At 37.5% G+C, this 12,766-nt stretch carries 12 protein-coding genes; 4 read left to right on the top strand and 8 right to left on the bottom strand.

The window, feature by feature from the left end:
• Positions 1–61: 61 nt before the first annotated feature.
• From fabG to yceD, 5 genes are all read right to left on the bottom strand, one after another.
• On the bottom strand, positions 62–796 hold the full coding sequence (fabG, locus tag H4J50_RS04195; RefSeq protein WP_108456275.1) for a 3-oxoacyl-ACP reductase FabG: 735 nt from the start codon (positions 794–796) through the stop codon (positions 62–64).
• Between the two features lie 5 nt (positions 797–801).
• Complete coding sequence (fabD, locus tag H4J50_RS04190; RefSeq protein ID WP_182254646.1) at positions 802–1,737, bottom strand: ACP S-malonyltransferase; 936 nt, start codon at positions 1,735–1,737, stop codon at positions 802–804.
• A 126-nt stretch (positions 1,738–1,863) separates the two neighbouring features.
• Positions 1,864–2,889: a phosphate acyltransferase PlsX gene (gene plsX, locus H4J50_RS04185; protein ID WP_220466094.1), complete on the bottom strand. Its 1,026-nt coding sequence runs from the start codon at positions 2,887–2,889 to the stop codon at positions 1,864–1,866.
• A 15-nt stretch (positions 2,890–2,904) separates the two neighbouring features.
• The gene (gene rpmF, locus H4J50_RS04180; protein ID WP_077286058.1) at positions 2,905–3,075 is read right to left on the bottom strand and encodes a 50S ribosomal protein L32; all 171 of its coding nucleotides are present in this window, start codon (positions 3,073–3,075) and stop codon (positions 2,905–2,907) included.
• Positions 3,076–3,111: 36 nt separating this feature from the next.
• On the bottom strand, positions 3,112–3,624 hold the full coding sequence (gene yceD / locus H4J50_RS04175) for a 23S rRNA accumulation protein YceD (protein WP_108456278.1): 513 nt from the start codon (positions 3,622–3,624) through the stop codon (positions 3,112–3,114).
• Positions 3,625–3,743: 119 nt separating this feature from the next.
• On the opposite strand from yceD, the gene H4J50_RS04170 reads away from it, so the two are divergent.
• The 3 genes from H4J50_RS04170 (at position 3,744) to H4J50_RS04160 (ending at position 5,729) form a co-directional block, all read left to right on the top strand.
• A complete protein-coding gene (locus H4J50_RS04170) occupies positions 3,744–4,343 on the top strand; it encodes a nucleoside triphosphate pyrophosphatase (protein ID WP_182254645.1) in 600 nt (199 codons plus the stop codon).
• 194 nt (positions 4,344–4,537) lie between these two features.
• Entirely contained in the window at positions 4,538–4,813 is a 276-nt protein-coding gene (locus tag H4J50_RS04165; RefSeq protein ID WP_182254644.1) for a hypothetical protein, read from the top strand.
• A gap of 340 nt (positions 4,814–5,153) precedes the next feature.
• Entirely contained in the window at positions 5,154–5,729 is a 576-nt protein-coding gene (locus tag H4J50_RS04160) for a CBS domain-containing protein (RefSeq protein ID WP_108456281.1), read from the top strand.
• A 198-nt stretch (positions 5,730–5,927) separates the two neighbouring features.
• On the opposite strand, the gene rluC is transcribed toward H4J50_RS04160, so the two are convergent.
• Positions 5,928–6,896: a 23S rRNA pseudouridine(955/2504/2580) synthase RluC gene (rluC, locus tag H4J50_RS04155; protein ID WP_182254643.1), complete on the bottom strand. Its 969-nt coding sequence runs from the start codon at positions 6,894–6,896 to the stop codon at positions 5,928–5,930.
• 638 nt (positions 6,897–7,534) lie between these two features.
• On the opposite strand from rluC, the gene rne reads away from it, so the two are divergent.
• Entirely contained in the window at positions 7,535–10,636 is a 3,102-nt protein-coding gene (gene rne, locus H4J50_RS04150) for a ribonuclease E (RefSeq protein ID WP_182254642.1), read from the top strand.
• 63 nt (positions 10,637–10,699) lie between these two features.
• Here rne and H4J50_RS04145 read toward each other — a convergent pair.
• A protein-coding gene (locus H4J50_RS04145) for an IS3 family transposase (protein WP_404842737.1) occupies positions 10,700–11,934 on the bottom strand; the annotation gives its coding sequence in 2 pieces (ribosomal slippage) (positions 10,700–11,583 and positions 11,583–11,934; 1,236 coding nt in all).
• 215 nt (positions 11,935–12,149) lie between these two features.
• Entirely contained in the window at positions 12,150–12,635 is a 486-nt protein-coding gene (locus H4J50_RS04140) for a low molecular weight protein-tyrosine-phosphatase (RefSeq protein ID WP_182254638.1), read from the bottom strand.
• Between the last annotated feature and the right edge of the window lie 131 nt (positions 12,636–12,766).

Raw genomic sequence — 12,766 nt, 5'->3', positions numbered from 1 at the left:
CCTGTTGACTGTATATAATTTATTCAAATTCAACATAAAATAGCCGTTAAGCTAGCTTATGTTAAACCATGTACATGCCACCATTTACGTGCAATGTCTCACCCGTAATATACGCTGCAGAATCAGATGCTAAGAAAGCAACAGCGTTAGCAATTTCTTCAGGTTTACCTAAACGGTTTGCCGGAACTTGTGCAAAAATGCCTTCTTTTTGCTCATCAGTCAATGTTTGAGTCATATCGGTATCAATAAAACCAGGTGAAACTGTGTTAACCGTTATACCACGAGAAGCTACTTCACGGGCTAATGATTTAGTAAAGCCAATCAACCCTGCTTTAGCTGTAGCATAATTTACCTGACCCGCATTACCCATTGTACCAACAACTGAACCAATATTGATAATACGACCATTACGTTTTTTCATCATCGCACGTAATACCGCTTTACTGATTTTAAAGACTGACGTTAGGTTAGTATTAATAATATCATTCCATTCATCGTCTTTCATGCGCATCATTAAGTTATCACGCGTAATACCAGCATTGTTAACTAATATATCAACCGAACCATGCTTTTCTTTAATTAAATCAAACATAGCACTGATTGAGGCATCGTCAGTAACATTTAATACTAAGCCTTGCCCTTCACCTAAATACTCGCTGATATTGGCTGCACCGTGCTCTGATGTTGCTGTACCAATAACATTACCACCTAGTGCTTTAAGTTGTGATGCAATTGCTTTACCAATACCACGACTTGCGCCTGTCACTAAAATGACTTTACCTTCTAATGAAAACATATAATTTACTCTACTGATTCTAATGCTTTGGTTAACGATGTGTTGTCATTAACTGATTGACAACTAATAGTTTTATCAATGCGTTTTAACAACCCCTGTAATACTTTACCTGGACCTGCTTCAATCGCTGTATCAATACCCTGCTGCGCTAAATACTGAATAGTTTCTGTCCAGCGAACGGGACTATACAATTGTTTAATAAGTGCTTCTTTTATCGCTTCAACCGAAGACTCAGCGGCAACGTCAACATTATTCACTACCGGGATAGTAGGTACGTTAAACGTAACATTGTTAAATTCTTCAGCTAATTTTTCAGCTGCATCTTTCATTAATGCACAATGTGATGGTACGCTAACAGGTAAAGGCAAAACACGTTTTGCACCCGCTTCTTTACATAAAATACCAGCACGTTCAACAGCGGCTTTATGCCCTGCTATAACGACTTGCCCTGGTGAGTTAAAGTTTACCGCTGAAACCACTTCATTATTAGCCGCTTTTGCACACGCTTCAATAATCATTTTATCATCTAAACCAATGATCGCAGCCATAGCACCAACGCCTTCAGGTACTGAAGCTTGCATAAATTCGCCACGTTTTTCAACAAGCTTTACAGCATCAGTTAACGATAATACGCCTGCACATACTAGGGCTGAATATTCACCCAAGCTATGACCCGCTAAAAGTTTAGGTGTTGCTGAAGAAGAAGCATGCCATAAACGCCAAATAGCAACACTGGTTGTTAATAAGGCTGGTTGAGTGAAGTTAGTTTGATTTAGTTTTTCAACCGGTCCATCTTGAACCAATTGCCATAAGTCGTAACCTAGAGCTTCAGATGCTTCAGAGAAAGTACTCTGCACTACTTCATGCTCAGCAAAGTCAGCTAACATTGCTAGAGATTGTGAACCTTGACCTGGGAAGACAAACGCTAAATTATTTTGCATTATTTGACCTAATATTAATTTGATTTACCACTATAACCACGCAAATCATGACCCGATCTACGCCGATGTAATTTGTTAAGCTTTTATTTACCTTTTGTTCAGGTACTTAAAGCTGAGCCACCAACATTATTTATGGCATAAGCTCTGTTCAAGCTTATCTTTAATTTTTGTTGGCACTTGTCGTTCAACCTCAGTAATCGCTTCAATAATAGCGGTATAAAAAGCCGTTATATTCGCATTACCGTGACTTTTCACCACAATACCGCGCAATCCTATCAAACTTGCGCCGTTATACTGGTCGGGGTTCATGGGTTTAAAGAGTCTTTTTAATGGTCGAGACAGTAATTTGCCCATAATTTGAGCTAAAAAGTGTTTTTTGATGATTTCTTGTAGTTGTGTGTAGACCATTCTTGCTACACCTTCACATGTTTTCAAAGCAACATTACCTACAAAGCCATCACAAACAATAACATCAGCTTTATTAGTAAAAATATCATTACCTTCAATAAAACCAATATAATTAATATCATCATTCGCCATTAAATAGCTGGCGGTTTGTTTAATATGATCGCTACCTTTATTGTCTTCTTCACCCATATTCAATAACGCAACTTTCGGGTTTTCAATTCCGTCGACTTCTTTTGCCATTACAGAACCCATAATCGCAAATTGATACAATACACTTGAATCACAGAAAACATTAGCACCTAAATCCAACATAAATACATGTTGATCAGGTTTATTACTCGGTAATGCCGAAATTAATGCTGGGCGTTCTACACCAGGTAAGGTTTTTAAAACAAAGTGCGCCATAGAAAATAGTGCCCCTGTATTGCCGGCACTGACACAAGCTTGTGCTTGTTCATCATTAACAAGATCTAACGCTTTACGCATTGAAGATTGTTTTTTATGACGTAGAGCAAATATAGGTTTATCGTCCATTTCAACCACTTGGGTTGTTGGAAAAATAGTTATTCTAGGGTGAGGGTAAAGATTTTTTTTTGAAAGTGTTTCAACAATGACAGTTTCGTCACCGCACAATAATAAGTGAAGATTAGGGAAGTTTTCTAGTGCGAGCATTGCCGCAGGAAGTGTTACGTGGGGGCCTTGGTCGCCCCCCATAACATCTAACGCTATGGTTAGATTAATCAAGGTAATCGTTACAGATTACTTATTGATTACTTTAACACCTTTGTAAAAGCCATCAGCTGTTACATGGTGACGACGGTGAGTTTCACCAGATACTGGATCTGTTGATAAATGCGTTGCCGTTACTGCGTCATGTGAACGGCGCATGCCACGTCTTGAACGAGACTTTTTGCTCTTTTGAACTGCCATTGCCTACTCCTAAAATCGGTTATTAGCTAAATTTAACTATTTAATTTTCTTTAATATATCAAATGGATTCGGTTTCTCAAGCTCTTCAGGCAATTCCCCCCAAACACTATCAGATGGAGCCTGACAATCTTTGATTGGATGCCTTGGAATTAATGGAATCTCGAGTAAAAACTCATCTTCCACTAACTCTCGCAAGTTAACTTCACCATTCTCATCTAATTCAATTGCGTCATAATATGACGGCAACTCCGCTGCGGCTTCAGCGTCTTTCACTGGACTAAAAGTAAAATCTACTTTTAATTCCAATTCAAACTCTTCAGTACATCGCTGACAAGTTAATGCAACCGTTGCCGATGAGCTGCCTGATATTACTACCAAACCCACTTCATCCACACTAAAATTAGCACTTACTTGTACTTGCTCACTTTGTGCATCACACACAGCAAGCAATCTATTCATCCCAGATACTTCAAAGTATCCTTCACACACTAACTTTCGCTGTGCGCTTCTAGATGGGTCTATCGTTATCGGGAGTTTAAGATTCTTCATAAGGCGCGCATAATAAAGTGCCTACCCGCCTGTGTCAAAAGAAAAATAGCTAAATTTGTTTAAAAACTCAAGATAGTCCATATATTAACAATAATCTGATTATATTTTGAGTGATATTAATGAAAGAACTTGTTTTAGGCTCCACATCCCCTTTTCGTAAAGAAATTTTAAATAAACTCAACATTCCTTTTACTTGCGCTAAACCAAATGTAGATGAAACCGCGTATGAAAACGAATCTCCAATTGATTTAGTTCAACGTTTAGCAATTGAAAAAGCTAAAGCTGTGGCTAGAGAGTTTCCTGACGCGCTGATCATAGGCTCAGATCAAGTCGCTATGTGCGACGGTGAAATTTTAGGGAAACCACACAACTTTGAAAATGGAGTTAAGCAATTACAAAAGTTTAGTAACAAAACTGTGGCCTTTTATACTGGGCTCTGTGTATATGATAGTGGTTTAGATTACACCACAACGTTAATAGAACCATTTTTAGTGCATTTTAATGAACTTTCGCTCAGCGACATTGAAAACTATCTTCATGCAGAACAACCTTATAATTGTGCTGGTAGTTTCAAAAGTGAAGGGTTAGGTATTTGTTTATTTAAAAGACTCGAAGGCGATGACCCCAATAGCTTAATAGGATTACCGCTAATCAAACTTGTTGAGTTATTGAAACAACATGGCGTTGACGTTTTAGCCGAGCAGGCTAAGTCGCTATAAATGATTTTAAATATTAATTTTATCTGCTATATAAGATATAAATAATATTTTGTCGAACGATGTAAATATACTGACTAAAGTAATAAATATAAACTCGCCCTTTATATTTATTACTTTTAACTTGAATTTACATTATCAAGCTCCATAACATTAAGTATGATGACAAATAACATACATTTTAAAAGTATCAATTAATGTTTAAACTCTTTTTCATATTAACGGTTTTACTTACTACTGTTTCAGTCAATGAAATAGAGAGTGTTACGTTAAGTGATTTAAGTTTTAATCAAGCAAACTCTGTTGAACTTGATACCACAGAAGATTTAGATTCTGATAACCTTGCACTATTAACCCACACAGCCAATTATCTTCGCTCTTATACCTACATTAATGTTCGTTATCACAATCCTGACATTATAGAACCATACTTCCAAAATTTTCATTCCAGAGCCCCACCATTTATTTCTTAATAAACCACAGCACATGAAATAAGGTTTTTGTACATTTCAAACTTTTTTTAAATTAAGTATCAGGATATTAATAAATACCAAGTGTATTCGTTTATCGCTAAGCCATTTAAATAAAAAGTACAAATAACCTAAATTTTAGTTCAGTAATGCAGCTCAATTAAATTTTCAACGCCGGGAGTCATAGCGTTAAGAATGGTCAATAATGACAAAATTGAAAAATATCGATTTAAAATGATAAAAACCAAATTATCATTTGATAAAAAGCAGCTGAATTTGACCTAAGCATATATCAGTCGTTAAAAACTTGAACGACCATGCTGAAATAAATTTTGAGGTACATATGAAAAAATTACATTTAGTTAACTTAGAAGCAACAGACAACATTATAACACCTGAGCAGTTTGAAGAGATTAACTTAGCCTCTCCAGCAGTTGAAATATTTACTGATTTTAAGGTCCATAAAGCGCTGATGATTGATGGCGACACTATGGCTGTAACCGCCTTACAATTAATGCTAAAAACACACGTTAGAATGAATATAGTCGTTGCTGAAAACGATAATTTTATTGGTATTATTAGTACAAATGAATTATCAGAACAGCACATTGTTGCAAAACTCGCTAAAGGTATTGCTCGCGAAGACATATTAGTCAAAGATTTAATGATCCCAAAATCAGATTTTCATGCTTTTGATTATAGTGAATTATTGCGTGCGTCCGTTGGTGATGTGGTATCAACTTTAGAGAATTATCAGCTTCGTCACTGCTTAGTACTAGATAGAGAGAGTCATCATATACGTGGTGTAATATCGACTAGTGATATAGCAAGAAAACTTCATATGAACATGGATCTTAATGTTCAACAATCATTTGGCTCTGTCTATGATGTAGTCCATCAAAAAGCCAGCTCAATGTAATACTAAGTTAATTAATTAGCGGCTCATTTTTCTTCGTATAAAAGTAGAACACTTAATTAATCAAATTAGTACACAGCTATCTCAACATTAGGTGGGATAATAGAAAAAGGCTCAGTCACGGGATAATATCTTTATCCGGTGATTGAGCCTTTTGGTTTTACATTACATGTTCAGGTTATATAACAAAACTAAACAAGTTTACGTTGAGTGAACATCCGCTTTGGTTAATTTATTTAACAATTTTTCCAACGAGGGTTCTAAAGGTGCTTCAATTTTAATCCGTTCATTACTTAATGGATGAATAAACTCAATACTAGCCGCATGTAAAAATAAGCGTTTTAAACCTAGTTTTTTCATTTCCAGATCAAAGTCTTCATGGCCATATTTAGCATCACAGGCAATTGAATGCCCTTTGGTTTGACAATGAACACGAATTTGATGAGTACGTCCGGTCACAGGAAAGGCTCTCACAAGCGTTGCATTTTTATAATGTTGCAATACTTTGAAGCGTGTTTCAGATTCTTTACCGTTAATATTATCAACGACCACAACCCGCTCACCTGACTTTAAGTCATTCTTCTTCAAACCTTCAGAAACACGCGTTAACTTAGTTGACCAACGCCCCTTTACTAAGGCGTGATAAAACTTTTGTACGGTTTTATTTCTCAGTTGCTCATGCAAGTGTCGTAATGCAGAGCGTTTTTTTGCTACAACTAAACAACCAGAAGTATCACGGTCAAGGCGATGAACCAATTCAAGCATCCGGGCATCAGGTCTTAAAGCTCTTAAGGCTTCAATTAAACCAAAACTCAAGCCACTACCGCCATGAACTGCCATACCTGAAGGTTTATTAATAACAATTAAACGTTCGTCTTCAAACAATATTTGTTTTTCTAAGTTGGCAACAACATTTAATTGTGTCGACACCGTATTCGTATTTTCAGAAACACGAATTGGCGCAACACGAATAATATCTTCATCAACAAGTTTATATTCTGGTTTTGTACGTTTTTTATTAACCCGTATTTCACCTTTACGTAACAGGCGATACAACATGCTCTTTGGCACACCCTTGAGGGTTTTCACTAAAAAGTTATCAATGCGTTGACCCGCATCTTCACTGTCTACGGTAATAAATCTAACTTGAGGTTTTGGGCTATCTGTCATATCTGTTTTACTAAGAACCATAATGCTGCGCAGTTTAACATGTTTTTTTCTAAATACAGGCAATTTAAACGAGGATTTTATTGCCTTATCTATAAATAAAGTGTGATAATAGGATGGTTACCGCTATATTTAAGCCGTAACAAGTAAAAAGGATGCTTTAAGCGAGACGTAAGAGGCAAATATGCGGCCACGTTAGTGTTAGATAATTTTATTAATCATCATTATCCAGATACTAAAAGTAAGGCCTATTGTGAATTTGACGCGTGTAACTTGTCAAAAACAACACATAAACATATTGTCCCGCGCAATAAAGCAATTATGTAATTAAACAGAAGAAATAAGTCACATTTCCAATCGTTAAAATATTAGAAAAACACGATAAAATTATCGAACTAACATTAACGAGGCACTTTTTTTCTGTTGCGCACAGCACACATGCTGGGCACATAAAGAATCAATTTTACTGTGGTGTTTTACATCTCAGTTATAAAGACAATCAGAATTTTTAACAGCTTGCTGCGTAATATGGCGTAGTAAGATTGACACCCGTGAGGCTGACAAGTTGCTGTTACCATAGCGATAGATTACTTTGTGTTCTAAGCAATGGTGTGTTGTGACTAAAATGAGTCACACAAACTATGAAACGTATGTTAATTAATGCTACACAATCTGAAGAATTACGTGTAGCACTTGTCGATGGTCAACAACTTTACGATTTAGATATCGAAAGCCCTGGTCACGAACAAAAAAAATCAAATATTTATAAAGCTAAAATCACCCGTATTGAACCGTCGTTAGAAGCGGCGTTCGTTGACTACGGTGCTGACCGTCACGGTTTCTTACCAATGAAAGAAATCGCTCGTGAATACTTCCCTAAAGGTTACAGCTTCCAAGGCCGTCCTAATATCAAAGAAGTGCTTCGCGAAGGCCAAGAAGTTATTGTACAAATTGATAAAGAAGAGCGTGGCCAAAAAGGCGCAGCGTTAACTACTTTTATCAGTCTTGCGGGTAGCTATTTAGTATTAATGCCAAACAATCCTCGTGCAGGCGGTATTTCACGTCGTATCGAAGGTGATGAGCGTACCGACCTTAAAGCTTCATTAAGCAAACTTACCCTACCTAAAGGCATGGGTTTAATTGTTCGCACCGCTGGTGTTGGCAAAGAATATGAAGAGCTTGAATGGGATTTAAATGTTTTAACACACCATTGGAACGCTATTTCAGAAGCTGCTGCTAGCCGTTCTGCTCCATTTTTAATCCATCAAGAAACCAACGTTATTTTACGCGCAATTCGTGACTATTTACGTCGTGATATTGGCGAAGTGTTAATTGATCGTCCAAAAATATTTGAAAGTGTTAAAAAACATATCGAGATTGTTCGTCCAGACTTTTTAAGCAAAGTTAAGCTATATAGCAACGACGTTCCTCTATTTACCCATTATCAAATAGAAACACAGATAGAAACAGCCTTTCAACGTGAAGTTCGCTTACCTTCTGGTGGTTCAATTGTTATTGATCCAACTGAAGCACTAACATCTATCGATATTAACTCTGCCCGTGCAACAAAAGGCGGAGATATTGAAGAAACAGCATTCAACACCAACTTAGAAGCCGCAGAAGAAATTGCTCGTCAATTACGCTTGCGTGATTTAGGTGGTTTAGTGGTTATCGATTTCATCGACATGACCCCTGTTCGTCATCAACGTGAAGTTGAAAATAGAATGCGCGATGCAGTCAAACAAGACAGAGCGCGTATTCAACTTGGTCGTATTTCTCGTTTTGGTTTACTTGAAATGTCACGTCAGCGCTTACGCCCTTCTATTGGTGAAACTAGCCAAGGTGTTTGTCCTCGATGTAGCGGTACAGGTCATGTTCGTGGTGTAGAGTCATTAGCATTATCTGTTTTACGTTTAATGGAAGAAGAAGCCATTAAAGACAATACACAGCAAGTTCAGGCGCAAGTGCCAGTACCTGTTGCTACGTATTTATTAAACGAAAAGCGTCGCTCAGTATTTCATATTGAAAAACATCACAATGTTAATATTTTGATTATCCCTAATCCGAATATGGTTACACCACAATATGAAGTTATCCGAGTAAGAAAAGACGAAGGTATCGAAGAAGCAAGCTACGACATGGCGATTAAACAAGCAGTGCCAGAAGAAGCTGTAATGCCTAAATTCGATAAAGAAGTTAATAAGCGTGATGAGCCTTTACTTCAAGGTATGTCTTCACCTAAACAAGCGCCTAAAATGGCAGAGCCTGTAGCTGTTGTTGAGCAAAAAGCTCCAGAGAAAAACTTAATCACAGTTGCTATTGACTGGGTTAAATCACTTTTTGCTACGGAAGAAGAAGTAAAACCAGCAGTCAAACAACCAGAAAAAACTAACAATAGAAATAATGAACGTCGCCCACAACGTGGTCGTCAAGGACAGCGTCGCAATAACCGTAATGACTCTCGTAGCGAAAATCGTAATGACACTCGTAACGAAAGCCGTAATGATAATCGCAACGACAAGCGTAAAAGCCAAGCACCTGTAGCAAATACTGACAATGCTCAAAAGCAAAGTAGTACTGAAAGCGCTGCACCGGCTAAGCCTCAAAAAGAACGAGTTCAAAAACCTAAAGAAGAAAAAGTTGCTGAACGTCGTCAACGTCGCAACAATCGTAAAAAAGTTCGTGTAGATACCAGTGATAAAAACACTACGACGACTGAAACAACTAAAGTTGAAGCTAAAGTGGTTAACACCACTCCAGCAGACACTAATGTGGTTGAAAGTAATAATGTTGAAGCAAAGATTGTTAATACCGCAGCAACTGAAGCGACTATTAATGTTGATACAACATCTGCTGAGCAAACAACTAACGCGACAAAAGATGAGCAACGTCCTAGAAGTAGACGTTCACCTCGCCACATGCGTGCTCACGGTCAACGTCGTAGACAAAATACAGAAACTAACGATGTAAGTGAAATTACTGAAGATCCTGTTACTGCTCGCTACCCTGAGCAAGAAACAGTTTCAGCTGATACTAACGTAAACGAAGTTAGCGAAGCGAATGAAGTAACTGAGTCTGCCCCAACTGTCGAACAAGTTCAAAAAGTTCAAGCAGATGCGTTAAGCGAAGTTATTAATGACCCTGAAAATGAAGTTCAACAAAACTTACCTTTTGATGAACCTCAGGCTGAAGCTACTGAAGAAGTTAGTGCTCCAGTAAAAGAAACAGTAACACCTGTTGAATCAGTTATTACTCCTGTAGAAGATGTAACACCTACAGTAGTAGTTGCTGAAGAAAAAACAGAAGTGGTTATCAGTGAAGCAGTTGTAGAACCTGTCGCAGAAACTGTTGCAGAAACGCCTGTTGCAGCTACAGTTGAGCAAACGACACCTGTAAAAGAAATTTCAGATGAAGTAAAAACTGAAGCTTCAACAGATGTAGTAGTTGAAGCAAGTTCAGAGGTAACTGCAGAGAAAACTCCAGCAGTTGATGAAAAACCTGTAAAAGTGCGCGCTAAAGTTAAAAACATTAAGCGTCAAGTTAAAGCTTCATCAAAAAAAGCAGCAGGTAAAGCATCAGCACCAATGACTAAGCCAGAAACTGTTGAAACTAGTGGCACTATCCCACGCGACTTTGTAACCGCTGAGAATAGAGCAGTACATGCAACCTCAGGTAAAACTGCACTTGTTGCTAATGTTACTAGCCGAACATCAGCAGGACCAACTAAACCGACATTGAGTTAAGTTATCCTGTAACTCTCACTATCAACGTAATAGTTTGTCCCGTCCTAGAATATGTTGACGGTTTTAATGAAAGGCCAGTGGCTTAAGCTCCTGGTCTTTTTTGTGCACTTGGTTTGGTGTTTTCATTGCCAAACTTAAGTGTGGCCTCATTTCATTATAGATAAATATTGATTCTTTAACTAGCTGTCTTAGCTCTTCAATATTACGACATTTATATAAAATAAATTCTTGTTTTAATATCCCATTGATACGCTCAGCAAGTGCGTTTTGGTAACAGTCATATCCATCGGTCATCGAGGGAATGATATTGTTTTCATGCAATTTTTCTTGATAGACTTGAGAGCAATATTGTAAACCTCTGTCTGAGTGATGGATCGCTTCATGCTGATAACATCTATTCATCAGTGCCATATCTAATGCTTTTACTACATCCGTTGCTTTCATTTCATTACTAAGCTCATATCCCATTATCTTGCGGCTATAAGCATCGGTGACTAATGAGAGGTAATGTACACCTTGCTCTGTTTCAACATAGGTTATATCGCTTACAAACACTTCTTCAGGCGCTGATGTCTTTACTTCTTTTAATAGATTGGGATGCTTTCTCATCCAATGCTTACTGTTTGTTGTTTTGATATAACTCTTTTTGGGTTTAACTAACAGGCCTTGCTCACGAAGGTAGCTGAATAAAGCATCCCGGCCAAGTTTGATGTCTAGCTTTAAAAGCTCAGGCTGAATGAGTTGATAAAGCTTCCGTGTGCCAAGTCGAGGCATAAAATTACGCCAATACATCACGAGCTTCACCACTGGCTCGAGTTCGTTTGATCTCGCCTTTATTCGCTTAATCGATTGATAAACAGATTGCGTTGACATATTTAATGCTCTGCATACCGGAGCAAGTTTTATCTGGCCTGCTTCTTTGGTTTGCCAGAGGCATCGGATAAGTACTTTTTTCTTAGGCCAGCACCATATTCCTTATCCATCACATCAACCATTTTATTGAGCACAACATTCTTCATTTGCTCTGTTTCAAGTTGACGTTCAAGCCGTTTGATTTGTTGGGCTGGAGTTTCTTTTGATTTAGGCATGTTTGGCATACATATGGGTTGCGACCAATCAAGTTTACCATGCTTTCGGAGCCAGACGAGTACAGTACTTCGTCCTTGGATCCCGTAATGTTTTTGAGCTTGTTTATAAGTTAAGTCGCCTTTTTCAACTTGCTCTATGACTGCTAATTTAAAGCCTAACGTATAATCACGTTGTGAACGTTTGGTGCCTGTAGTAATTGAATTTTTCATTTTAAAGTCCTAAATATGTAAACACATTTCAGGACGGGACAGGTAAAAAAAATAAGCCAATTGCATTACGCAATTGGCTTTTTTATTTGTTATGTACAGTGCTGAAATTTTTTATATACATATAGGACTTTACTATAAAAGCATTAAATACTGTCTGGCCCTGAACGCGCTTTTATACTTTTACCTTTCAACTTAAGATTCGACAGAGGCAACTCTTATGCGCTTTCAAGCCGTTTAATAAGGCCATCACTAGCATCTTCGACTAAATCTAATACAAATTGAAATCCTTTAGCACCACCATAATATGGATCAGGTACTTCTGTATCCTCAAAATTTTCTGCGTAATCTAAAAATAACTGCACTTTATATTGCAAATGTGAAGGAGCAATTTTCAATAAATCCTGCACATTTTTGTCATCCATGGCTAAAATAATATCAAATTTTTCAAAGTCATCTTCTGTAACTTTACGCGCTTTAATTTTATCAAAAGAATATCCACGGGCAATACCAGCTTTTTGCGCACGATGATCAGGTTTCTCACGCGCATGTGAGCCAACAGTACCGGCAGAGTCTATTGTCAGCGAAAATGCTTTAGCCTTGTGACGAAATACCGCTTCTGCACTCGGTGATCTACATATATTGCCCATGCAGACAAAAAGGATGCTTTTAATTTCTTTAAAATTCAATTGGTTACTTGTCATTTTGGCTTGTATTACCTGTTGCTTTTTGAGTGTTTACGCCCTAGTCAAATCAACAACTTGTAGTTTTGTTTTGGGGAATATTTAAAGGGGATTTACCCTATAATTCAAACGCTAGGTTAAAATAATAACCC

Origin of the sequence: Colwellia sp. 6M3, from assembly GCF_014077595.1 — a bacterium.
GTDB lineage: Bacteria > Pseudomonadota > Gammaproteobacteria > Enterobacterales > Alteromonadaceae > Cognaticolwellia.
This window is presented reverse-complemented; position numbering and strand designations above follow the sequence as displayed.